Below are 23,132 nucleotides of genomic sequence, written 5' to 3'. Positions count from 1 at the left end.
TTAGAAATCCTCTACATCGTTGATGACTTTTGATTCTCTTTCAATTGTAACAGACGATTTTGTTTTGGCTTGAGTCTTTGTTGTTTTGGCAGTATTGTGTTTTTGATGAATATATCTTTTGACATTGTTGAGCTGGTTATAGTTCCATGTCACCACAGAACCTACGTATATCATACCTGTTTTAGGCTCTTTATAATCCCAGTTATAGGCCTCACTTGTTCCTTGAAGACTAAAGTTCGAGGAGGATTTGAATTTTTTGAAGTAACTATCCAATGTCTCTTTAATGTTGTCTCTTATCTTTTGACTGCTGTTGCCAGCAGCATCGACCGTAGTGATTTTCTTGGCTACCTCTTCCTCTAAAGAGGATGCATCTTGGCTTTCAATTGCCTGTATATTGGTTTTTATAAAATCACCAATATAAGATTCTGCACGCATTCTCGCTTTTCTTTTGGCCAGATCGATCTTTTTGAGATAGCGTGATGGGGAGGTGACTTTTTGCGTGACAGACCACATACCATAAGAGATGAGCATCGGTCGGCCCTGTTCATCATAGCTGTATCGTAGTCCTATTTCATTGAGATAATCCTCTTTTGCCTTCGGAAGAAGATCGCTTAACGTATGTGGTTTTCCGCGAACTTGCGTAGGTCGCTGTCGAGCGATATCTTTGGCAAACTGGATTGTTTTAGGTGATGTTATAGCAATGATAGCAACTTTTGTCGCTTTTCCTACAGGCGTAGTTATAGTACCTATTTTTACTTGATATGGAACGAGTCCTTCCATACTGCTAAATGCTTCTTTGACAATTTTAGAGCTCAATTTATCTTTGAAAAGCGTCTTTTTTTGCTCAACGGTCATTTTTTGTAATTGTTGAGGAGGAACTCCCAACTCTTCCAACTCTTTGTCAAGTTTTTTGTCGATAACATCCAAGGCCTTGTTGAAAATGGTAGCGATTTTTCCCTGCTGAGCCATTTTTTGGGCTTCCGGTAAAGGAGGAAATTGATCAGCGTTCGTAGAGTCGTTTTCTACGATTTCTGCAAGTCTTTGAACAGTCTCTCGTCCAAATGTCTGGAGGATAAAGTCAGATTGCAGATTGAGCATCGCCTTTTCATAAGCTAGAACCAACTCTTTTACATAGGCTGGATCAAGGGGTGTCACATTGATTGTGGCCTCACCATAGTAAAACGTTCTTCCATGATCATCTGTTTGACCAAAATTGCCATGTGCTTTGATAAAATCGTTTTTCCAGCTCTCTATATCCGTGGCATAGAGGAAACTTACACAAACGATCAATAGTGTTACCAGTTTTTTCATTCTTACTCCTTTTTATTCAATTTTACCAAGGTGCGGCTTTGCTGCTGCCGGCTTTACTGATAACTTCTTCGCCTTCCCAAAACGCAAGTCCGCTTGTAACATCTGTAAGGCTCATCTGAATATAGTAATCTACTCGCTGTTCTCCATTTGGCAAAGGAGTGGTTCTTTGTATAATTTTTCCAGAAAGACTCAAATCAGGTGCAATGATCGTGCCTTCTTTGGCGATCGTTTTTTGGTTGAACTCTTTGTTTTTCCTCAACTTTCTAAGTTCTCTCGTTGCCCTGTCTTCTACTCCTCCTGCTCTTACAGCGGTAGTAACGATAAATTTCCCACTGTTTAAAAGCGCGATCCGTATTTTTTTCACAATTTGATCGATGTCGAGTCTTTGTGTAGTATCGTTGGTAAAATCGCTGATCATCAAAATGAGCGGTTTTCCCTCTTTTCTCATTTTAATCCTATACAATTTATCAAGATAGGGAGATTTGAGCATTGAGTTGATAAGCTTTTGTGCCGCTGTGTTGATATCTTCATAGTCGAGTCCCAGGGAAGCAGGCGCGGAAGTTCCAGCCTTTTCATGGTTGATATAACGCACTTGCGACGAGGAAGTCGCGCATCCGCTAAAAAAAAGCATTGCGGCAGTGGTTGAGAGTAGTACCAATTTTTTCATATATAAACTCCTTTACTGTTTTTGGCGAATTTCAAATTTAAAGTCGGTTGCATTTGGTGTGTGAGCGATTGAGTTTACCTGGGTTGTCTCAAGGCCATTGAGCGTAAGAGGTTGCCAAGGCTCTTTTTCTGCTACAAATCCGTCACTATCAAGCCAGATAAATCGATATTCCAAATCTTGAAAATCTTTTGTCTTGTTGTGAAGTTGAACCATCGCTTCTAAAAGACCGTTTGTATATCGTGTATGATGATCGAGAATCTCCACTTTTTGTTCAAGATAGCTATTTTTTACTATATTTCTATCTGGATTTGAGATGGTTTCGTTGCTAACGCTTTTGGCACATCCTGTGAGTAAAAATAGAACGCTCAGTGCTATGAGCCATCTTTTCATTTTCGATCCTTTTAAAGTTTTTGCCATGAGATAATCGGCTCACTCTGTGGTGTCTGAATTGTAACAAATACAAGAAAATCATGATTTGTATCTGTTGGGATCCTTGCTATTTCACCGTTGGGAGAATAGATAGCCACTTCTGAAGAGCTTTGTACTCTTGCTACCTGAAACTCTTTTGGGAGTCTCTCCCACATTCTGGTATCTGCTCTGTTCATTATACCTTGATATACAGCTCCTGCAAGCCCTCCTAGAAAACCTGCTCTGTCATGAAGCTGCTTTTGTATGATGGTTTGAGTGATCGTTCTTGTCAAAGCCCGCGTCATAATTATCGGAAATCTTTTTTTGAACTCCAGTTTGATGACTCTGTCCATAGTGGCTACAGTTTTTGTCTTCTTCTGTTGTGTAGGTGTTTTGACTTCAAGAGCGTCAAAGGCTTTCGGTCTCATTTTCAGCGTTGGAAGTGCAATGCCAGTATATAAAACTTTATTGGATACTAGAAAAACAGGAACGTTGATTTTCCACTCCTCTTTTTTTGGAGCAAGGCCATTCATGAAAATCACCCAAGTGTAGTGTTGTTTTCGAGCCAATACAGAGCCTTTCATTTTGTCAGCAAGTTCAAAATCGGACTTTACGTACTCTGCTCCGCTGTCCACTCCTTTTACCATACCATAGCACTCTTTTAACAGATCAGTGGCTTTGCCATAATCTCCCCTGCTTAAGAAGTAGATGCCTGCAAGATAATTGGTGAATGGGTTGGTAAAGTCTCTATAAGGCTTGAAAGCAAACAGGTTGGAGTATTTTTTCTCTATCGGACTCGTGGTCTGTTTTTTTATTTGGACATTTTGGAGTTTTTTCTTTTTCTCTTTTTGAAGTTTCTCTTTCTCTTTCCCGATCTCTTTGGCGAAAAACTCTTTTGCTCTGTCCTCTCTGACCAACGCTCTGTTGAACTCTATTCTGGCATTTTGAAAGTCACCTTTGTTGATAAAGTCGATTGCTTTGTAGGTATTGACCATGATCTTTTCGTAGATTCTAGGACGATAATCCATGAACGTATCGTTGGTCAGGACCGCTCCTACATTACTGAGAACTTTTGAAGCCAGGATCTCTTCATCATATTTTTTGATCAATTCCTCAGCTTTGTCAAAATAGAAGACGCTATCTTTATAACGCTGTACATAGTAGCCAACTGTACCTGCTTCGTAGTTCCACAACAGATCATCGGTTTTGTTTTCATCCTGGTATCGATGAAAAAGATTTTGATACTGTGCTTTTGTGGATGCTTGCCGGGCTTCTTGCATATGTGCTGAAGATTTCCCAAGATTTTTCAGTCCCGATCCACATCCGGTAAAAAGAAGCAGAATGATAGAAGTAGCAATGAAAGCGACTCTTTTTTGACCCATGAACTTCCTTTATATTAAATTTGTATTAGATTTACAATATAGATCGGAAACTATGGTATCTGAAAAACGTTTCAAAAACGTTTCAAAAATGGAGCCAACGACGGGACTCGAACCCGTGACCTCTTGATTACGAATCAGGTGCTCTCGCCAGCTGAGCTACGTTGGCTTGAAAGTCGATGTAAAGATTTGATGAGAGAAAAGTAGCAATGGTCTCAGTGGCGGGGTTGAAATCTGACACACCGCATATCTCCACCTTTTTTAAATGTTCAAAAGTCCAATAAAATAGGTAGCCTCCCATACTTTTTACATGATATAAGTGGGTCTCACAAGATACTTGAAGAACACATACAATTATATCAAAATTGAAGGCTATAATGGCATTGTATCTGTGAATGATGTCTCTCATAATGTGGAAATCCATTAGCAAGGACATATCTTTACTATGATGAGAGCTGTGAGCGGGTTAGAGAGGCTTTTTGAGTAGTTGTCTGGTAAAAGTGGATGTTCTTTGCAGTTTTTCATAATTTTGAGTAAAACATAGTACAATAATAATCTTCAAGTGTGGAATCAAAACAAAGAGGTGAAAATATGGGCACAGCTGCTTACAGGCACGATAATTTGATAAAAATCGACTTTAACATGACACCATTGTTCGATGGCATTAAAGCCATTAGAAACGATGCTATAAACCTAAAAATATTGTATCGTGTCTATAAATTTCTAAATATCCTTGAAAAATATATCTCCTATGCAGTTGTAACAAAAGACGATATAGAGAGCGTTGAAAAAGCACTTGAAATTATTGATGATACATTGGACGATTTAGAAGAGAAGATCGATAACGCTAATTTTATTCATAGGTTTTTGCTCAATAAAATCCTTTCAAAGCTCCTTACAATACAATTTATCTTAAGCAATAAAATAGCGGACTATATCGGTGAAAATCATCAAAACAAATCTGTATGAGAAGCAAAAAGAGAAATTGATCAAAAAAGGATCTCTTTCAAAAGAGATAATCGATAAAACGGAAGCAATCTTTTTAGAAAATCCAAACGATTACAGGTTAAGACCTCATAAAATCATCTGTAAAAAAGACAAGAGAAGAAGATCGATAAGTGTATTAAATACGCAATATCGGATACTTTACACAGATAACGGAGATGCCGCCATCTTTCAGCAGATACTTAACCACAAAAGGTATGACAGGATAAACAAGGATTGTTAGTTTGATTTGGAACTTTGAATAATCTTTTTTTACTTATTGATTTCTTTATCTAATTAGGTTGAAAAGTCGTTTAATTTGTTTCCTAAAAGAGGCTTGTGAGTTCCTGTTTTATTGGAGGATTTATCAATGGTCGGAGTGGCGGGATTTGAATTCTAAACTCAATATTTTCTAATTTTCCTTAAAGTTTTCTATTGTATTCCAATGTCCCCTTATTTATGGACATTCTTTGAGATCTTCATGATATAATGTTTTCTATACTTTTCGTAAGTTTTTTAAATTTTGGGTAGCAATAGGGTAGCAAAATAAAAAAAGCTCAAAGCTTAAAGGAATTAATTTGGCAAGAGTAAAGAGCAGAAAATATCCAGGTGTCTATCTTAATAAATTGGCCAATGGAGATATTAGTTACTCATTTACTTATAAAGATGAAAATGGTAAAAAGAAATGGGTCACTGTTGGCAAAAAATCTGCAGGAATTACTGAAGTCTATACCTATAATAAAAGAAATGAGTATATCAATAAAGTAAAACTTGGAGAAGATCCATTACGAGCAAAAAAATTACGAAAAAGCAAAGTATTGGATGAAGCTTTTGAACTCTATGTTAAAGATAGAGAGCTTCATAACAAATCCTTGCATGATGAGAAAGCTAGGTATATCAATCATATCCAACCAACTTTTGGTTCCACTCCAATTGCTGCCATTACACCAGAAGCCATTCAAAAACTGCAAAAGAAAAAGATAAATGAAGGGTACAGCTATAAAACGGTCAATCATATCATCAATCTTTTATCGACCATTATTAATGTAGGGATAGAGAAAGGATTGTATCAAGGAAGCAATCCAGCTAAAAAGGTCAAACGACTAAAAGTAGATAATGCAAGGGAGCGCTTTTTAAGTGTGGATGAAGTTAAGCTTTTGCTTGATACAGTCAAAGATAATCCTACTTTGTATCTCTTTTGTAATCTTTCATTATCTACAGGTGGAAGACTAGAGACAATACTTGCAATTCAAAAAAAGGATATTGATTTAGAGAGTGGAACGATAAAACTAAAAGACTTCAAAAATGATAGTACTTATACAGGTTTTATCAATGATACATTACACTCATTGCTAAAAGACTTGCTGCCCCAATTGAAAGCGAATGACTATATATTAAGCAAAAGCAGCAAACCTCTTACTTCAAGACAGATACAAGTACCTCTCAAGCCAATATTGGATCGTTTATTTAATCAAGGATTGCAGCCGAACGATAGAAAAAATAGAGTAGTGATTCATACCCTTCGTCATACTTTCGCGAGCCATTTAGCCATCAATGGAACTCCAATATATACCATTCAAAGACTCATGAACCATAAAGATATTAATATGACCTTGAGATATGCCAAACTTGCTCCAGACAGTGGACGAGAAGCAGTGAGAAGCTTATATTTGTAAAGTGATAATTTTTTATACTTATGTTGTTATAAAAAAAATATTTTTCTTTAGAAACTTCTCCATTTAACAAAATAACTTCCAAATATTTATTATCCTACAAAACACTTATTATATTAAAATATAACATTAGTTATAAATATGTATAAAAAAGTATAGTTTTCGTTCTATATATTAATTTGTTTAATGGAAAAATTATTTAATTAATCTTAATTGTAAAATTGAAATAGATAAGAATAATATTATAAAGACTAATTTAACCGAAAACGATATATGGTAAAAACATCGAATTTATGGGAATAAAATATAAATTGTTTATATTTTTTATTATATAAAAAAGAATATTCAAATAGATTATTTATTTAGTAAATATAAAAATATCGGAAATTTTATTTATCAAAACAGTTACATGATATAATTCAGTGATATTGCAATCAAAGGAGTAAGTAATGACAGAAAAAGAAAAATTTATATACGATAACTTAAACAGAAAATATAAGAGAATAGTAATTGGGAAAAGGGAGTTAGCTTATGAATTAGGTGTATCTGTATCAACTATAGACAATTATATTTGTAGGGGTTATGGAATTCCCCCATATAAAAAACTCGGTACTTCGAATAATGCAAAAGTTGTATTTAACCTTGTTGATGTGGCTATTTTTTTAGCTGCCACTATAAAAACTAATTAAATTATAAAAAAATAATAAATATTAAAGGATAAAAAAGTGACCCTTTTTAATTTATTTGAAAAAGTGTTTTGGGGCAATGCTACTCTCATAGCTGATAAATCAGAAAATGAAAAGCAACTAAAAACATTATTGGCTTTTGGCGATTCAAATAACACAGCAGCAAGTTTTAAAAATATCAATGCAATGATAATAAATTTTAAGAGATTTAGTGTTCAGCCACAAAAGATGAAAGTCCTTTATAAATTGTTTTTTGGTGGAGTATTACCAGCGTATCTTTTAAGAAATAAACTTTTGGAAGATTTTTTGAAAAGTTACAACAAAGAGGATCTTATTAAATATGTTTCAAGAAAATCGTTAGGAAATTCAGAAGAAGAAAAAAAGATAATTATTGATGTATTAGAAGAGATTGATTTAAAGCATATTGTTAGAACGATTGCAGAATATATTGAAACAAATAGAAAAAATGAAATATGCAAATTTGTAACAATCAATTTGTATGATAGCAATATAGTTGATTGTAATGATTTTTGTGATGATGTTTTACTATTGTTCGAAAGTGTAAATGCAAAATGATTAGCATTAGTAAGTTTCAGAATAAAGACCAAGCAAGCAGTTACTACCAAGAAGAAAACTACTATCAGAAAAATTCTGAAAATGGTTTTTTTCACGGAGCAGCAGCCCCAGCAGTAGGAGTAAAGAACGGACAAGAAGTTACAAAAGATACTTTCCAATCTCTTCTCAATAACACTCACGCAATTACAGGCGAAGCACTCACAAAAAATACCACAGCAAACAAACGAGCGGGATTTGATGTAACATTTTCTGCACCAAAAAGTGTATCTGTAATGATGGAAGCATTGCAGGCAAACGGACTAACGGAAGAGGCACTAAAATTAAGAGAGGCACATGAGAGGGCCACGCAAAAGGCGATGGAAGAGATCGGAAAGTATGCTTTAACGAGAATTAGAAACGAAGCGGGGGAAATAGAGAGAATAAAAGCGGGCATAGTGTATGCAAGTTTCCAACACGATACTACGAGGATAACACCATCGGGAAATATAGATCCACAGCTCCACACGCACAATTTTATTTTCAATGTAGTTTCTTATGTAGATAAAAACGGAGAATTTAAAACTGGAGCAATAGAAAATTTTGGAATTTATAAGAACAAAATGTATTTTGGGCAACTATACAGGAATGAACTAGCAAACAATTTAAAAGAGTTAGGCTACAAAATAGAATTTACGGACGCTAAAAACGGATTTTTTGAATTACAAGACTTTAAAAAAGAAGAGTTGAAAGAGTTTAGCGGGCGAAGTAAATCAATGAGAGCCTTAATTGAGGAATATAGAGAAAAGTATCCAAACACTAATGAAAGTAAGTTACTTGAAATTATCAATCAAGATATTAAGCCACCAAAACAAGAGGTAGAGCGAGAGGAGATACTAAATAAAAATAAAAATAGGCTTGAAAATATTGGAATCACTAAAGAAAGAATCGAAGAGTTGTTGCATAACAGGGAAAAAGAGAGCGAAGGATTAAAGCAGGCAAAAGCCGATGAGTTCATAGAACTTACAGCAAGAGCGATAACCGAGACGAACTCCACATTTAGCAAAGAAGAGATACATAAAGACGCTATGAAATTGGGATTGAAACATGGAATTACCAAAGAGGAGCTTGAAGAGGCAATTAAATTCAACGATAAGATAATCCAACTAGACAACGATATTTACACGACAATTGATGTTTTGGCGGCGGAGAAATACATAATTAGTAAAGTAATGGACAAAACAGGGCAGCTTTACAAAGATAGAGGAAAAATCGAGAACTTCATAAAAAACAATTACGACAATATGACCGTTGGCCAAAAAGAGATGTTTTCAAAAATTCTTATAAGTGATAGTCAATTCATGGTAATACAGGGGGACGCAGGAACGGGGAAAACATACAGTATGAAAGCTTTGAAAGAATTTTTGGAAGCAGAGCAACCGAACCGAGAAATTATAGGATTATCTTTTACAGGTAAAGCAGCGGCGGGACTTGAAGAAGATAGCGGGATCAAATCTTCTACTATTCACTCTTTTTTATATTCAGAAGCCAAAGATGAATTTAAAGAGTCGAAAGAGAGACTTATTATCGTGGACGAGGCGGGACTTGTAGGAAGCCGACAGATAGCCAAAATAATAAAAATTGCAAAGAAAAACAATGACAAAGTTGTATTCGTTGGCGATGTAAAGCAGTTTAAAGCAATAGCAGCGGGCGATATTTTTGCAGAGATGCAAAGAAGAGGAGCGGAAACTATTACATTGGGCGAGACATTACGCCAAAAAACAGAATTTACAAAAGAAGTTGTGAGGCTTACAAAAGATCAAGAATTTGATCAGCTTTTTTCTCTTTTGCTTAATAGTAACAAACTTTTGGAGGAAGACAAAGGTGAGCTATACCAGCAAATTGTAAATGATTATTTTGAAAAGAAAGGTGATCTATTAATTATTGCATCTAAAAATGAAGATCGAAAAATCATCAACCAAATAATTAAAAAGAAAAATAATAATAGCAATAAATCCATAAAAATAACTATTAATGAAATGCAATCGTTTAGTGGCATAAACAAATTTTTTGCTTATAGTTATCTAAATACAACTATTAATATCGGCAAGATCCCGAATTTCAAAAATGGCGAGATAGTCGAAGTAGTCGACACAAAAGATGAGCATACATTGATCGTGAGAACCGAAAGAAGAGAGGAAAAAGAGCTTGATTTGAAAAAATATGCAGATGATATTGTCGTTTTCAAAAAAGTCGAAAAAGAGTTTGTAGTTGGTGAAAAGATTGTATTTACAAAGAACTCAAAAGAAATAAAAAACGGAGAGATCGACTATATCAAAGAAATAAAAGAAGATGGCATTATTCTTTTGAAAAGTGGCAAAAGCTTTTATTGCCATCATTACAATTATTTTGATCACGGATACGCTATTACAGACTACAAAGCACAAGGTGTAACAGCCCGAAATGTAGCGATTTTAGCCGATTCACAAATAGCAAGTTTTAATTCATTTTATACGCAGGTAACACGAGCAAAAGAAGATTTAAAAATCTACACTCAAAACAAAGAAGAGCTTAGGGCAAATGTATCAAAAAAAGCCCACAAATCTTCAACTTTACAATATTTGAAAGGAGAAAAAAATGAACACAAAAGAAATGCTGCTGGAGATTTTGAAAAATCAGGAAGTTATAAAAAATCAATTTCAGAGCATAAACGAGAGATTGGAAATATTAGAAAAGAGCGATTACGATTTAAAGAGCTTATTTATCGATCAATCGAAGGACTTAAATCAATTATACAATTTTTTAGCCAACGCCCTCAACAGCAACAGCCAAAAATAGAAACTACTACAAAACAGCTACTTAAAGAAAATATTAGACAGCAACGTTTTCAAGAACTATTGCGCTAAAAATCCAGCAACTTCCTTGTTGCAATTTAATTTATATATAGGAGGAGGGAAATAATGAAGAAAGAACATCAAGATTTTTGGGAGTGGCTTTTCACGGATATGCGTCCATTAGGAGCAGGAATGTTCGGGTTTTCAGCATACGGCATGTTTGAACACGAACCACTAGTAGCACCAATAGTTATATCGTCAGTAATAGCAGGTGCCGAAATAGGCGGTTGCTTTGGTACGGTAAAGATCGGTGATGATTATGTAGATCGCTGGTATGCGAACAATGGGAGTTTCAAAAATTTTATAGGCTTGAAAAACCAATCAATACGATGGACACCATTTTCGAAAATTTCTTATTTTTTACCAAGCAAAAAACGAGATGACAATTTTTATGTAGATAACTTTAGATTTGAAGATGAACAAATTAAGTACAAGTTGAACTTTTTGAACAAAATTTTGGCAAACAGAGCTGAAAAGCAAGATCGACATATGAGTTGGGACATGCTGAAAAAAGGTAGCCTTATTTTGGGGAGCATGGGGCAAGGAAAGACAGAGTTTCTTAACAATATTATTGTGCAATGGATTGATACTAACCGAAAAATGGTAATTCATGATACGAAAGGCGAATTTACAAGTTGGTATTACAGAAAAGGAAAAGATTACATTATAAATCATTTGGATCGCAGAGGCGTATATTGGGACTTTTTTGAAGATAACGAAAAAGGTTTGCCATATCCTCTTATATCAGAGTTTTTTCAAAGTTACTTTATAGCGGTAGCAGGGGACAAAGGGGACAAGTTTTGGCAAGAGATGGCAGGAAAAAGATTTAAAGAGGTTTTTGAAGAACTGAAACTTCAAAATGATGTCCCATCACATGAAAAAATGGAGATTTTGGCAAAAGAGCTTTTAGCATACTTATCTTATGCGAAAGCAAGCGGTAATAAAACAGAGCAAAGCATAGCAAGTACACTTGAAGCGTCATTAGATATTTTCCTCAAATTTGCATATATGGCAAAAAATGAAAGAAGAAAAATACTTTTAACAGAATTTTTCAAAAGCGAAGATAGCAGGATCTTTTTGCACACAATAGCAGTTGGTGAAAAGGATAATGCCCCTTTTATTACAGCTTTTCTCACAGTTATGATGAGATACCAACTTACATATTTTGATAAAGCACCAAAAGAACAATGGATTTTATATGTACTTGATGAATATCTCACCTTTTTTGAGAAAATGAGTGAAGATATTAGGAGAAGTGTACATACAAAAGCTCGAAGTTATGGCATGTTGCTATTACCAGCATTGCAGTATTTGCCGAGCGATGAAAAATTAAAAGAAGTTTTGACAGGAAGTATCGAGAATATGTGGATTTTTGCAGGCACAAACAGTGATACTAACGATGAAATAAAAAAAATGACAGGAAAAGTACAGATAAATGATGTATCAAAAAAGAAAGATGATAAGTATGATGAAACTTTGTATACACAAAAAGAACATTATCTTTTGTCAGACAATATTTTAAAAGAAATGGAACCAGGTGAACATATCTCTTTTTTTCCAAAAAAATCAGTCATATATTTTGGATACACGGAACAAGTAGAAGTAAAACCAATTTCAAAAGATTATATTGAAGAAAAAAAAGAGGAAAACAGCTTTATTCAATTCAAAAGAGAACTTGCAGAAAAAGCGGAAAAAGAGATCAAAAAAGAGATTGAAGAAATGAAGCAGGACATATCGGAAACATTCAAACAAGAAAGACAACAAAAGCTTTTTGGAAACTAAACAAAAGAAAAAGAGGCAATAATGGGACTTTTTAGTTGGATCAAAAACTTTCAAACAAAGCAACACTTAAGTGCGTTGGGTGTGGGAGTAATACATCCAAAATTACCTATTGATATTGTTTTCAATAGTATTCATATATATTCATTATTTGATTTATTAAGTGCATATATTTTCATTTTATGTAGATGTTATATACACTATTTTACATATATATTCAAAATTATTCATTTCACCTGGCACAAAAGAAAAAATGAATATAGTTGTAAAAGTATGAATACTATTCGACACGATATAAATATAAAATGAACATAAAAGGAACAACAATATGTATATTTCAAAAGAGAAAAAAGAGCTAATAAAAGCGATAATCAAGCTGAATAGAGACAAAAGAAATTTGAACTCAAAGATCCTCCGTGTCATCAAAGATGAGATAGAAAATCTCATAAATAATGGCTTTGCTATTACAGATATACAGACAATTTTAAAATTGGAGCTTCATAGGGATTTTGATTACAGGGCTTTGGCGGCATGGATACAAAGAAATATCAAAAAAGAAAAAGTTACATCAAAATCAAATCAAAAAAAGGAGAATAAAAATAAAGTAGCTAAACAAAAAGATGATAAGATCCAAGAGAAAGAAGAAATTGATCTTGATGTTTTAAGAGAGCAGACTAAAAACATTTGGAAAAAATAACTAATTAAAGGATATAAATGACAAATTTAGTAATTGTCAATACAAAAGGAGGAGTAGGTAAAACAAATGTTGGCTTAAATGTTTTACCCACTATTCTAAGAGATAGAAAAATCACTTACTACCAATTAGATAATAATAACAAACTTGTCGTAGATAGTCAAAATATTAACATTAGGGAATTTAGATTAAATGAGTTGGATCAAGCATTGACAGAAATTGAATTTAGTGACGATGATGTAAATATAATTGACGCTGGCGGTGGCGATGATGTAAAAGCTGTGCTAAATGAAGTTGCAAACTCTATTTTAAATAATGTGAAATTCATTATCCCAATAAATCAAAATCTATCACTCAGACACAACATTAAAGACACTGTCAAACTAATAAAAGAAAAATTCAGTAATCCAAAAATATTCCTATTTTTCAATTTTATAAACAAAAATACAGAACTAGATCAAGACTATATCAATATTTTTGGAAATGAAACATTTGACATTAAGCCTTTACCTATTATAAATCAATTAGAAAAAGCTTTTGGATTTGCTCCAAATAACAATATTTTCCAAATATTGGAGATAAACAAAAAAATTTTGTTAGACAAATATCTAGAAGTAAAAGGATTAGTTGAAAATAAAGAAAAACTGCTTACCGATACAAAAAATAAATTGCATGAAAGTATTAAAGAGGGCAAAATAGATAAAGATATTGCACAAAATGAATATTATCAATTGAGAAAAAATATTAATCAAGCAAAAGAAATAGTAGATCTCGTTAATGATCTTAAAGCTGCAAATGAAAAATTTTTAAAAGCAGTTACTGAGTAAGGAAAAAAAAATGACTGATAAGGAATTGATGGAGGAATATATATCAAAACTTGATTTTTCGGAGCATTTCCTCCGCTCTGAATTTCCAAAAGTTGAAAAAAGACTTGATGAACTTGCAAAAAAAATACAAACTTCAGGTATTAATAAAGAATACTTTGAAAATCTCAAAAAAGAAATAGAAGCAAATAGAAAAAAGCTATTAAAAATCATTGAGAGAGAATATGAGCTTTTTGACAAAAAAGCAAAAGAGATTGAAGAGCAAAAAGACTATTTAGTCAATGTCATGGAAATAATAGATCGAAAAAGGAAAAATTTAGAAAGAACAAACTCTATTTTTACTTGGGTAAATATTTCTATTGCTGTAATAATATTTTTTGTTTCTGCGTTGCTTGGTTTTGGCGTGGGCTATGTAGAGAATTTGTGGGAAGTAAAAGGTTTGAATATTCAAAAAGTTGATAAAGATGTATACATTATTGACAATGTAGCTACAGCTGAGAAAATCGGTGATGATAAAATTAAAATCTCTATTAAAAATTAATCGGTAATCCCTTATCGCTTTTTGCCCCACTTTTTTCATTTTTAAAAAACTCTCCAAAAAGGTTAAAATGAATATATATGATAATGTATTATATCCTGTACAGTTAGGCTATTGGTCAGTATATTTTTTTTAAGTCTTTATCAATTTACGAATTGCAACTTAATAAATGTAAAATATCAAAACTAATCTTTTTATATTTACTTGAAGTGAAGCCGAAAAAGAAATATTAAAATTGTGGTTTTGTAGGAGGCCATTTATTCAAAAAAATCACATATTTTACAGTTAAGGGCTTTTGAAATTTTATAAAGGTGTTCTAAATTAAAATGTTTTTTTTCTCCAATTTCACCTAAAGATATTATAGTTACAGATTTATGTCCAATCATTTGAGAGAGTTCTAATTGAGTTATATTTTTAGACTCTCTAATTCTTTTAACATTTTGACCTATTTTTTTATAAAAATCCTCAATTTCTTGTTTTATATCCATAAAACTTCCTATAGGAATAAATTTTATTTAAGTTTAAATAAGATAATATTAATTATCAACTTCCTATTGGAAAAGTTTGAAAATTGGATATAATTTAAAAAAATATAATTTGAGGTCAGAATGTTAGAAGAAAAAGTAAAAGCTGTAAAACAAAAATTAAGAGAAGAATTTTTAATAGACAATAGACCGTGGGTAATTACTTTTTCAGGTGGTAAAGATTCAACTGCTGTACTTCAATTAACAATTGAAATGTTGTTAGATTTAAAAGAAGAAGGATATAAGGATTTAAAAAAAGTATATATTGTTTCTTCAGATACGAAAGTGGAAATGCCCATTATTGAAGAATATTTAGATAATAAATTACAAGCAATACAAGATTTTATAGACAAATCAGGTTTAAATTTAAATATTGAAATCAAAGTATTAAAACCAAAAGTTAGTGAAACATTTTGGACATTGTTGCTAGGTAAAGGTTATCCATCACCCAATCAAAATTTCAGATGGTGTACGGATAGATTAAAAATTAAACCAGCTACATATTTTTTAAAAAATCTTGCATATAAGCATAAATCTATCATTATGCTTTTAGGAGTGAGAAGTGCTGAATCTCAAAATAGGGCACAATCAATAGAAAAAAGAGTTTTGAATCATAGGGGATTCTCAAAACACGATTCTATACCTAATGCTTTTGTCTTTTCTCCAATACGAGATTGGTCTAATGCAGATGTTTGGACATATTTAAGTAAAAATCAAGCCCCTTGGGGTTCACATAAAGATATGATGAAACTCTATGATAAAGGTTCGGGTGAGGCTGATTGTAATATTGCTTTAAATCCTGAAGCACCATCTTGTGGAAAAACTAGATTTGGTTGCTGGGTTTGTACAGTTGTAAGTAAAGATAAATCTATGGAAAATATGTTAAGAAATGAAGAAGATCTCTGGATGGCTCCTTTACATGAATTTAGAAATAAATTAGAAATATACAGATATGATCATTCTAAAAGACAAAATAGAAGAAGAAATGGACAAAAAGCAGTTGGACCTTTTTTACTTTCTATTCGTCAGGAACTTTTTCAAGAACTTTTGGAAATAGAAAAACAATTAGCTCCAAATTTAAAAAATAAAAAATTAATATCAGATGAAGAGATTCTAGAAATTCAAAAACTATGGAATCATGATGGAGATATTTTTGATACTGCTATAAAAATAGCTAACCAATATGGGAGAAACTTAAAAATAAAGAACATGTACGGTTTTGACGAAAAAATCAAGGAGAAAATAGTTGAAAAATGTAAAGAAAACAAGGTGTCTGCAGAACTAGTCGAAAAGGTTATTCAGTTAGAGTATGATTATAAAAATCAATTTAGAAGATATGGTTTATTAGTTAAATATGATGAACTAATAACTGGCTATGTTAGAGGGCAATTGAATGAAGTTTAAACGCATCACAATTGAAAATATGTTTTCGTATAGAGGAAATATATCTTTTTATTTTTCTAATAGTGAAAAACCAATTATTTTAATAATTGGTGAAAATGGTTTTGGAAAAACATCATTTATAAACTCTGTAAAAATTGGATTACATGGATTAACGAAAGATATATTGAATATTGGGTCTACTACGTTATCAAAGCAAGATTTTATACTAGGTAATCCTTTGAAGAATTTCAGTGGAATTTTAAATAGAAATGCAAAAAGAGCAGGAGAAAACTTTTGTAAAGTTTTTATTGAATTAGAAGATGATGAAATTTTAAAAATTGAACGATCATTTTTAATACATAGCAAAAGCTTTGTTGAGAAATTAGCAGTTTACGATCATGAAGATATTTTGATTGCTGAAGATGATGAGGCACAGGATATTATAAATTCAAAAATTTCTCCATATATGCAAAAATTTTTCTTCTTTGATGGAGAAAAAATTCAAACTATTGCAGATTTTAGCCATGATGAGTTCAAACAAATGTTAGAAGATGTTTTAGATTTAAACATATATGATCAAATTGTTTTGGATTCATTAACTTTAGCACGAAAAATAAATAAAGAAGAATTAGATAGTGAAATTGTAAATAAATTGGACTTTTTAGAAGAAGAATACAAAAAGAAGCAAGTAGAATTAGAAAAAATAGAAAAAGATTTATCCAGTGAGAATGAAATTCTTAAGGATTTGGAGAAGGAGAGGAATCTTCTAAATAATAAAATTAAACATATTAAAAACAGATTGACCAAACAATTGGATGAAAAAAAAGAAAAGCTAACAAAAGAAAATGAAAAATTAAAAGATTTATTGATAAAGTTCAAAAATATTTCTTTTCTGCAATTGCCACTATTATTAAATTCTGAATTGTTAAATAGAGTTAAAAATGATATAGAAGAAAATTACCAAGATAGAATATCTATTAATGAAAAAACTCTAATAAAAAAGAAAGAGCAGTTACTATCAAAAATAGACAAATCGGAAGAAAAAGAGAAAATATCAAAGATTTTTGATGAAGTTTTTAAAGCTAAATCAGATGATTTATCAGTTTTATTCGCTGATCCTTTAAAAGTAGAAATGCAATTCTATAGTTTACCTCATATCAATATATCTCAACTATTATATGAAATATCACAAACAAAAGACCAAATAAAATTATTAGAGATGGAAATATTTGATTTGGAAAAAAAGGTAGAAGAAAATAATAAAGAACTATTTGATTCTCATCTTCAGAATTTGAATAATTTATCTCAGATGATAGGCAAACAAAAAGAAAAAATTGAAAACTTAAATCAAAAAATAGAGAAATTAAATACTGAAATAAAAAGTTTAAAAAGAGAGATTGGGCAATATAGTGTTAGAGAATTTAATAACTCTATAGTAATGAAAAAGATAGAAACATTAAATGGAATCATAGAAGTAGTAAAATTCATAAAACAAGAAATAAAAAAAGAAAAAAGAGCACAATTAGAAAAAACAATAAATGAAAAATTTAAAATGCTAAAAAAAGAAAATTACGAAGCAGATAGGATTATTTTAGATGATGATTTTCATATCAATCTTGTGGATAAAAATAATAACCCATTAGATATTTTGTCAAGTTCCTCTGGACAAAAACAGATTATTGCGACAGCTTTAATTTGGGGAATATCTCAATTTATATCTCAAGATATACCAATGATTATAGATACCCCCCTAGGAAGACTTGATGATAAAAATCAATCCTTGATACTAAATAAATTTTATCCCAATGCAGCTAGTCAAGTTATTATTTTGCCTACACCAAGCGAATTAAGAAATCCAGCTTTTAAAAATCTTGAGCCTTTAATTTCAGAGACTTTTATATTACATAACAATGGTTCCGCAACTTCTGTAGAAAAAATTGGAAATAAATATATTTTTCAAAAATTTAAATATCAGCCAAAATTGGAGATAATGTCTTGAGAACTACTTCTTTTGTTGAAAAACAGATACCTAAAATAGCAAAACTTTTAGGATTTGAAAATGAACCAAAGTGGATAACTATTCGTTTTGCAATTTTTGTTTCTCTATCACTTAACAAACCACTAGATGTGACAAAAAAAATAGATTTTTCTGGTGGAAAAGTTTATAATCTTGAGGTCATTACTGGTAAAGGTAAACTTGAGTTATCAGGCGAGCAAGGTGACTATAATGATATAATAGCAGTAATAGCAGCAAATGCAGATAATGTTCAACTTAAAAATGAAAAAGAATTTGAAAAAAGACTTGAATATCACTGTGAAAGAGGCTTTCAAATTTTAGCCTCTTCACTAAATGAAAATAGTGATATCTTTGAGTGGATTAAAGAAGAGTTTTTAAAGAGCCCAAACGTCAACAGCTAATTTAGCTAGATCCTCTCCTCTTTTATCAATAGATTCGAAATTCCATTTATTATCTACTAAATAATTTTGAATTTTTTTAGGTAATTTTAAAACCGAATGTTGATAATCTTTTTTTTCATCATTAGAATTTTTAAAACTAAATGATTTGTTTTTTATATATTGATTTATATCTTTTTCTAAGACTGTTAAGTTACCGATTTTATTGACATAAATATTAAATCTATCGTCAATTTCATCACCATTAAAAATATTAGGCCAATCTATTTGTGTAGGTCTTTTGGGAAGAATATGTTCTAGATGTTGATTTGGAGATTGGTCTAAAACTTTAACACCTTGACCTTGAGATAAATAATCTTCAATCTTTCTAATAACATAAAATCCAAGCTTATTAGTTCCTGGCCTAAAATCAGTAAAAGCTGTTTTAAAATCACTATCACTTGCTTCTTTTCTAAAAATTTCATAAATCTCATTTAAAGTAATTTCATTTTTTCTAAGTTTAATTGCCAAATTTGAAGAAAGTTTTACCAATGTATCTGCAGATTTATTAAGCACTGTTTTATATCTAAAAGCAAAATTTACACTTTTTATTACTAACTTTTCAAAATCATTATTATCTAATTTATATGCACCAGCTAATAATAATGGATAAATCCTTCTTATATTCAAAAAATCGTTTAGATCTTCTAATGTCGAAATAACTTTTTTAGAAAATTTAGAATCTACACTTTTATTAAATCCAGCTATTTTTGTGTAATTTAAATAATCATTTTCTATAGTTTCGGCATACTCTTTTGCTGTAATTTCTTCTAAAAGTTCTTTAACTCCACTAAAAAGACTTGTTTGAGGAATATATTTAAAATTAGACCAATAAGAATTTATCAAAAAATCTGTAATATCAGCTTTTTCATATTGAGTAATTTCCTCTACCATCATTGACCAAATATTTAACACATTATCAAAACTATTTTGTTTCTCTGCATATTTTAGAAGTTCATTTTTAATCAAATTAGCTGCACTTAATTCTTTTCCTCTTGCGTTTAATGTCTCGAATATAATATATGCAATGCCTGGTTGTTGGACTACTATCTCAATAGCTACCATCATAGTTTGGACTGCTTCAATATATTTTAATAATTTTTTAGATACTAAATCATCTTTAATATTAGATTCTATATGAGAATAAATAATTTCAAATGCATTATAAAGTTTTATGTCTACATCTCTTTTTTTAGATAAAGAATTAAAAATTTTACTAATATCTTCAATTTTATCAGCTTTTAAAAGCTTATTAAAAAAATCATCTGCCCTGCCAAGTTTCAATCTTAACTTAACTTCTTGGCCTGGACGGCTTTTATATATATATTCATGACACCTTGCAAGAATTGTTGAAATATCTTCACCTTTTATATATTTTTTTGCTAAAAGTCTTATAGCATTAAAATATAGCATTGTAGTCGTAATTCTCTGTTGACCATCAATTATTTCATAACTTTTGTCTTCATTGTTTTCTATGAAAACGAATGCTCCTAAAAAATGAGGTAAAGCCTCAATACTGTTAAAATCTTGAGACATTAAATAATCTACATCATCTAAAAATTCTTCTATTTCTTCTCTTTCCCAAGAATAATCTCTTTGATGTGGAGGAACAGTTAAATTTAAATTTGTAATCAAATCGACTAATTTTTTAACATTGGTATCAACAAATTTCGTTTCGTTATAATTTAATCCGCCTTTCATCTTTTCTCCCTCTTAAATTTTCTCTATCAAATCTGATAAGTTAAATTCTTCATCTTCTTCTTTTTCATTTATCTCTTTATAAATTAATTGTAGTAAATTGTCATACACATCTCCACTTTCTCGAAAAAGTTTATGTTCAATTATAACAAGACCTGCATTTGCGTATTCTTCAAAAATCCCGAGTTTTTTATCAACAATATCACCATTATCCCAATCCAAAATTGAGATATCTTCCAAATCTCCTAAAGCTATTATATCTATGAAATAAAAATCTTTTTTGTCTCTTTGAAAAACAGCAAGAGGTATTTCGGTGTCTCTTTTTTTCAATGGAAATTTTTGATTATGTTTGTAGCCTAAAGCTGCAGCGAATAATATTAAATCTTTATTAGAGTTAAAAATGTTCTCTTTTTTATCTAAACATAGTTTTTCAAATAGATATCTTTTATCTTGGTCTGCGAATATTCTATCTCTCATTATTTGATCCTTCTAATTTCAGTATATTCATATTCAGAATCAACTTCCAAAGGATGTTCCTGCCCATCTATGTTAATAGTTTTATAATCATTGGATAATTCTTTATATTTTGGATTATGATATACCAGTATGTATTCATGATTTATGTATGGCGCTAGATTTTGTTCAACCTCTTTGCTCCATTGTGATTTTGATAGCATGACTATAATTTGCGGAGATAGCTTTTGTAGATTTTTTGTAATACTATCTCTATATTCTGGATCAAGAGAACCAAAAGGAGAGTCCATAACTATAGGGTAAACACCAGCACCAGTAAAAATATCACCTTGATTTTCTTCATCCCATTTTTTTGCTATATAGACTAAAGAACCAATAAATGAAAGGCTTGCGATTTGATTTTCTCCTGTTGATGTTCCTACAGGTATTTTGTTTCCATCAATATTTTTATATACCTTTAGTTCAAAATTATGATTGATTTCTGCACTATAATCGCCCCGGATTATTGAATTAAATACTTCACCAACTTTTTCAGAAAGTTTATTTTTTACTTCTCTAGTTAAAAACTCATATTCATATTCCAATTCATCTAAAATATTTTGAGCAATTTCCACTCTTTCTTCTGCTAATGCAATTTTTTCATTTAATGTTTGATGTTTTTGTATTTCATTTTCTACTTCTTGCAACTCTTTATATAACCTATTCAGTTTTTCTTTCTTTTCACCAAGAGTTTCCATTATCTCTTTTATTTTATTTTCTACATATTCTAATCTTTTACCTAATTCTTTTATATTTATATTATCACTATTTTTGAGTTTGTCTTTGATTTCTAAATATTGTTGTTCCAAAGAATCTCTTTGTTTTATTAATTCATTTTTTTCTTGATGCAACTCTTCCAATAATTTTTTAAATTCATCTGTATAACCAATAACATTTTCCAAGATACCGCTTATATTTATAAAATTATCTTCTATGTTTTTTTTGATAGTATTTTCGAGAAGTTTTTTTAAATGCTCATAATGAAAATCGCCAACTTCTAACTTTGTACCGCATATACATTCACCTTTTTCAAGCAAGTCATGGATGAATTGTTCTCTAATTCCAGAAGGAAGCTCTCCTTTCTCTCTTTTTTTATCTAGATATTTTTTTATTTTCTCTAATAAATTATTGGATATAGCTAGATATGCATTTTTGCTGATAAAAGATTTTTCTTTTTTTTCGATTTTTTGAATTTGTTCATTTGCTTGTTCAAGATCAGTTTCAATTCTCTGTCTTTCTCTTTCTATATTTTCTATTTCTTTATGTTTTTCAAGCTCTTGGCTTATTAATTTTTTTTCTTCTTCTTTTTGAACTTCAAATTCCTGATGATTTTTTATAGCAGTTTTTAGTTGATCTATTTGTTCTAAAATTTCTTCTTTTTTTTGGACTGGTGAAATTTCGGCAGGAGATTCTTTTTCCATAATAGTTGTTAATTCTTTATTTAACTCTTTTTTTACTTCTTTTAGATGTCTAATAGCATTAGAATAAACTTCTAGACCCATAATATATTTGATACCTTGCTGGATATCTTTTTTGCTTTCTGGTCTTGCAAGTCTATCAATTCTTTCTCCATCAAAAAAGAAATATTTTCGTAGTTCCTTACTTAAGATTTTTTTTATTGTATCTTGAGGATTACTAATTTTTTGTCCATTTACAGTCATTTCTAGTGTTATATCATTTTTTGTCCAATATTGTTTATTATCTATATTTGTTACTTTTACGCTTCTTGAAACAATATATTCTCTTTTTTTATCAGAAAATAATAGTGAGACTCTAGCAATTTTTGATTCTTTTTCACCCATATTAAAAAAGACATATTCATTTAAAATATTATTTGGATTCGTAAGAGCCAAGTCTCCATATAAACACCAGGAAAAAGCTTCGAGCAACGTAGTTTTTCCCGCTCCATTTTCACCATGAATTAAAACTATATTCTTTTCATTTGTTGTTGTTAAATTTAAAATTTGTCTATCTTTAAATTGTCTAAAATCTTCTAAAACCAATGTTTTCAAAAACATTATTTTGTCCTTGCCTTAATAAGTCTAATAATTTTTTCTTTTAATCCAGATTTATGAATATATAAATTTTCTTTTTCCATTTTTAAAATTTCTCGTTTAATTTCTTTTAGTAATTCTTTATTTTTTTCTTTATTTTCATTCATTTGATATCCT

At 30.8% G+C, this 23,132-nt stretch carries 22 protein-coding genes and 1 tRNA gene; 13 read left to right on the top strand and 10 right to left on the bottom strand.

Annotated elements, in window-relative coordinates:
• From NIS_RS09020 to NIS_RS09000, 5 genes are all read right to left on the bottom strand, one after another.
• Positions 1 to 1,311 carry a DUF6844 domain-containing protein gene (locus NIS_RS09020; protein WP_012083065.1) on the bottom strand — a complete coding sequence of 437 codons (1,311 nt, stop codon included), beginning with the start codon at positions 1,309 to 1,311 and terminating at the stop codon, positions 1 to 3.
• Positions 1,312 to 1,333: 22 nt separating this feature from the next.
• Entirely contained in the window at positions 1,334 to 1,978 is a 645-nt protein-coding gene (lpoB, locus tag NIS_RS09015; protein WP_012083064.1) for a penicillin-binding protein activator LpoB, read from the bottom strand.
• 12 nt (positions 1,979 to 1,990) lie between these two features.
• On the bottom strand, positions 1,991 to 2,368 hold the full coding sequence (locus tag NIS_RS09010) for a YcfL family protein (RefSeq protein WP_012083063.1): 378 nt from the start codon (positions 2,366 to 2,368) through the stop codon (positions 1,991 to 1,993).
• An 11-nt stretch (positions 2,369 to 2,379) separates the two neighbouring features.
• The gene (locus tag NIS_RS09005) at positions 2,380 to 3,768 is read right to left on the bottom strand and encodes a COG3014 family protein (RefSeq protein ID WP_012083062.1); all 1,389 of its coding nucleotides are present in this window, start codon (positions 3,766 to 3,768) and stop codon (positions 2,380 to 2,382) included.
• A gap of 89 nt (positions 3,769 to 3,857) precedes the next feature.
• Positions 3,858 to 3,934, bottom strand: a tRNA-Thr gene (locus NIS_RS09000).
• 422 nt (positions 3,935 to 4,356) lie between these two features.
• On the opposite strand from NIS_RS09000, the gene NIS_RS08995 reads away from it, so the two are divergent.
• The 10 genes from NIS_RS08995 (at position 4,357) to NIS_RS08945 (ending at position 14,392) form a co-directional block, all read left to right on the top strand.
• The gene (locus NIS_RS08995; RefSeq protein ID WP_012083061.1) at positions 4,357 to 4,734 is read left to right on the top strand and encodes a hypothetical protein; all 378 of its coding nucleotides are present in this window, start codon (positions 4,357 to 4,359) and stop codon (positions 4,732 to 4,734) included.
• The gene (locus NIS_RS08990) at positions 4,706 to 4,993 is read left to right on the top strand and encodes a hypothetical protein (protein ID WP_041354071.1); all 288 of its coding nucleotides are present in this window, start codon (positions 4,706 to 4,708) and stop codon (positions 4,991 to 4,993) included. The genes NIS_RS08995 and NIS_RS08990 overlap by 29 nt, the downstream gene beginning before the upstream one ends.
• A gap of 334 nt (positions 4,994 to 5,327) precedes the next feature.
• Complete coding sequence (locus tag NIS_RS08985; RefSeq protein WP_012083060.1) at positions 5,328 to 6,425, top strand: tyrosine-type recombinase/integrase; 1,098 nt, start codon at positions 5,328 to 5,330, stop codon at positions 6,423 to 6,425.
• A gap of 446 nt (positions 6,426 to 6,871) precedes the next feature.
• Positions 6,872 to 7,111, top strand: coding sequence for a helix-turn-helix transcriptional regulator (locus NIS_RS08980; RefSeq protein ID WP_012083059.1), 240 nt, complete (start codon positions 6,872 to 6,874; stop codon positions 7,109 to 7,111).
• A 36-nt stretch (positions 7,112 to 7,147) separates the two neighbouring features.
• Complete coding sequence (locus tag NIS_RS08975; protein ID WP_012083058.1) at positions 7,148 to 7,684, top strand: hypothetical protein; 537 nt, start codon at positions 7,148 to 7,150, stop codon at positions 7,682 to 7,684.
• A complete protein-coding gene (gene mobF / locus NIS_RS08970; protein WP_012083057.1) occupies positions 7,681 to 10,566 on the top strand; it encodes a MobF family relaxase in 2,886 nt (961 codons plus the stop codon). The genes NIS_RS08975 and mobF overlap by 4 nt, the downstream gene beginning before the upstream one ends.
• Positions 10,567 to 10,620: 54 nt before the next feature.
• The gene (locus tag NIS_RS08965; RefSeq protein WP_012083056.1) at positions 10,621 to 12,336 is read left to right on the top strand and encodes a type IV secretion system DNA-binding domain-containing protein; all 1,716 of its coding nucleotides are present in this window, start codon (positions 10,621 to 10,623) and stop codon (positions 12,334 to 12,336) included.
• Positions 12,337 to 12,661: 325 nt separating this feature from the next.
• On the top strand, positions 12,662 to 13,030 hold the full coding sequence (locus NIS_RS08955; RefSeq protein ID WP_012083054.1) for a hypothetical protein: 369 nt from the start codon (positions 12,662 to 12,664) through the stop codon (positions 13,028 to 13,030).
• A gap of 17 nt (positions 13,031 to 13,047) precedes the next feature.
• Positions 13,048 to 13,854 (top strand): hypothetical protein, encoded by an 807-nt coding sequence (locus tag NIS_RS08950; protein WP_012083053.1) that lies wholly within the window; start codon positions 13,048 to 13,050, stop codon positions 13,852 to 13,854.
• Between the two features lie 10 nt (positions 13,855 to 13,864).
• Entirely contained in the window at positions 13,865 to 14,392 is a 528-nt protein-coding gene (locus NIS_RS08945; RefSeq protein WP_012083052.1) for a hypothetical protein, read from the top strand.
• A 254-nt stretch (positions 14,393 to 14,646) separates the two neighbouring features.
• On the opposite strand, the gene NIS_RS08940 is transcribed toward NIS_RS08945, so the two are convergent.
• Positions 14,647 to 14,877 (bottom strand): helix-turn-helix domain-containing protein, encoded by a 231-nt coding sequence (locus tag NIS_RS08940; protein ID WP_012083051.1) that lies wholly within the window; start codon positions 14,875 to 14,877, stop codon positions 14,647 to 14,649.
• Positions 14,878 to 14,997: 120 nt separating this feature from the next.
• On the opposite strand from NIS_RS08940, the gene dndC reads away from it, so the two are divergent.
• Genes dndC through NIS_RS08925 form a run of 3 tightly spaced genes read left to right on the top strand, consistent with a single transcriptional unit; the run spans position 14,998 to position 18,714 of the window.
• Positions 14,998 to 16,317 (top strand): DNA phosphorothioation system sulfurtransferase DndC, encoded by a 1,320-nt coding sequence (dndC, locus tag NIS_RS08935; RefSeq protein WP_012083050.1) that lies wholly within the window; start codon positions 14,998 to 15,000, stop codon positions 16,315 to 16,317.
• Entirely contained in the window at positions 16,307 to 18,295 is a 1,989-nt protein-coding gene (locus tag NIS_RS08930) for an AAA family ATPase (protein WP_012083049.1), read from the top strand. Before dndC ends, NIS_RS08930 begins: the two co-directional genes overlap by 11 nt.
• A complete protein-coding gene (locus NIS_RS08925) occupies positions 18,292 to 18,714 on the top strand; it encodes a DndE family protein (protein ID WP_012083048.1) in 423 nt (140 codons plus the stop codon). The genes NIS_RS08930 and NIS_RS08925 overlap by 4 nt, the downstream gene beginning before the upstream one ends.
• Here the strand turns inward: NIS_RS08925 and NIS_RS08920 are convergent.
• Genes NIS_RS08920 through NIS_RS10300 form a run of 4 tightly spaced genes read right to left on the bottom strand, consistent with a single transcriptional unit; the run spans position 18,688 to position 23,122 of the window.
• Positions 18,688 to 20,451, bottom strand: coding sequence for a DUF262 domain-containing protein (locus NIS_RS08920; RefSeq protein ID WP_012083047.1), 1,764 nt, complete (start codon positions 20,449 to 20,451; stop codon positions 18,688 to 18,690). The two genes, NIS_RS08925 and NIS_RS08920, sit on opposite strands and share 27 nt — an antisense overlap.
• A gap of 12 nt (positions 20,452 to 20,463) precedes the next feature.
• A complete protein-coding gene (locus tag NIS_RS08915) occupies positions 20,464 to 20,925 on the bottom strand; it encodes a DNA phosphorothioation-associated protein 4 (RefSeq protein ID WP_012083046.1) in 462 nt (153 codons plus the stop codon).
• Positions 20,925 to 22,979, bottom strand: coding sequence for an AAA family ATPase (locus NIS_RS08910; RefSeq protein ID WP_012083045.1), 2,055 nt, complete (start codon positions 22,977 to 22,979; stop codon positions 20,925 to 20,927). Before NIS_RS08910 ends, NIS_RS08915 begins: the two co-directional genes overlap by 1 nt.
• Positions 22,979 to 23,122 carry a hypothetical protein gene (locus NIS_RS10300; protein ID WP_158297284.1) on the bottom strand — a complete coding sequence of 48 codons (144 nt, stop codon included), beginning with the start codon at positions 23,120 to 23,122 and terminating at the stop codon, positions 22,979 to 22,981. Before NIS_RS10300 ends, NIS_RS08910 begins: the two co-directional genes overlap by 1 nt.
• Positions 23,123 to 23,132 lie beyond the last annotated feature (10 nt).

The organism is Nitratiruptor sp. SB155-2, from assembly GCF_000010325.1.
GTDB lineage: Bacteria > Campylobacterota > Campylobacteria > Campylobacterales > Nitratiruptoraceae > Nitratiruptor.
This window is presented reverse-complemented; position numbering and strand designations above follow the sequence as displayed.

What these genes read in the sequence shown, in the direction of transcription:
- NIS_RS09020 (WP_012083065.1), bottom strand. Translation starts at nt 1,311, where the DNA reads ATGAAAAAACTGGTAACACTATTGATCGTTTGTGTAAGTTTCCTCTAT.
- lpoB (WP_012083064.1), bottom strand. Translation starts at nt 1,978, where the DNA reads ATGAAAAAATTGGTACTACTCTCAACCACTGCCGCAATGCTTTTTTTT.
- NIS_RS09010 (WP_012083063.1), bottom strand. Translation starts at nt 2,368, where the DNA reads ATGAAAAGATGGCTCATAGCACTGAGCGTTCTATTTTTACTCACAGGA.
- NIS_RS09005 (WP_012083062.1), bottom strand. Translation starts at nt 3,768, where the DNA reads ATGGGTCAAAAAAGAGTCGCTTTCATTGCTACTTCTATCATTCTGCTT.
- NIS_RS08995 (WP_012083061.1), top strand. Translation starts at nt 4,357, where the DNA reads ATGGGCACAGCTGCTTACAGGCACGATAATTTGATAAAAATCGACTTT.
- NIS_RS08980 (WP_012083059.1), top strand. Translation starts at nt 6,872, where the DNA reads ATGACAGAAAAAGAAAAATTTATATACGATAACTTAAACAGAAAATAT.
- mobF (WP_012083057.1), top strand. Translation starts at nt 7,681, where the DNA reads ATGATTAGCATTAGTAAGTTTCAGAATAAAGACCAAGCAAGCAGTTAC.
- NIS_RS08965 (WP_012083056.1), top strand. Translation starts at nt 10,621, where the DNA reads ATGAAGAAAGAACATCAAGATTTTTGGGAGTGGCTTTTCACGGATATG.
- NIS_RS08955 (WP_012083054.1), top strand. Translation starts at nt 12,662, where the DNA reads ATGTATATTTCAAAAGAGAAAAAAGAGCTAATAAAAGCGATAATCAAG.
- NIS_RS08950 (WP_012083053.1), top strand. Translation starts at nt 13,048, where the DNA reads ATGACAAATTTAGTAATTGTCAATACAAAAGGAGGAGTAGGTAAAACA.
- NIS_RS08945 (WP_012083052.1), top strand. Translation starts at nt 13,865, where the DNA reads ATGACTGATAAGGAATTGATGGAGGAATATATATCAAAACTTGATTTT.
- NIS_RS08940 (WP_012083051.1), bottom strand. Translation starts at nt 14,877, where the DNA reads ATGGATATAAAACAAGAAATTGAGGATTTTTATAAAAAAATAGGTCAA.
- dndC (WP_012083050.1), top strand. Translation starts at nt 14,998, where the DNA reads ATGTTAGAAGAAAAAGTAAAAGCTGTAAAACAAAAATTAAGAGAAGAA.
- NIS_RS08930 (WP_012083049.1), top strand. Translation starts at nt 16,307, where the DNA reads ATGAAGTTTAAACGCATCACAATTGAAAATATGTTTTCGTATAGAGGA.
- NIS_RS08920 (WP_012083047.1), bottom strand. Translation starts at nt 20,451, where the DNA reads ATGAAAGGCGGATTAAATTATAACGAAACGAAATTTGTTGATACCAAT.
- NIS_RS08915 (WP_012083046.1), bottom strand. Translation starts at nt 20,925, where the DNA reads ATGAGAGATAGAATATTCGCAGACCAAGATAAAAGATATCTATTTGAA.
- NIS_RS08910 (WP_012083045.1), bottom strand. Translation starts at nt 22,979, where the DNA reads ATGTTTTTGAAAACATTGGTTTTAGAAGATTTTAGACAATTTAAAGAT.
- NIS_RS10300 (WP_158297284.1), bottom strand. Translation starts at nt 23,122, where the DNA reads ATGAATGAAAATAAAGAAAAAAATAAAGAATTACTAAAAGAAATTAAA.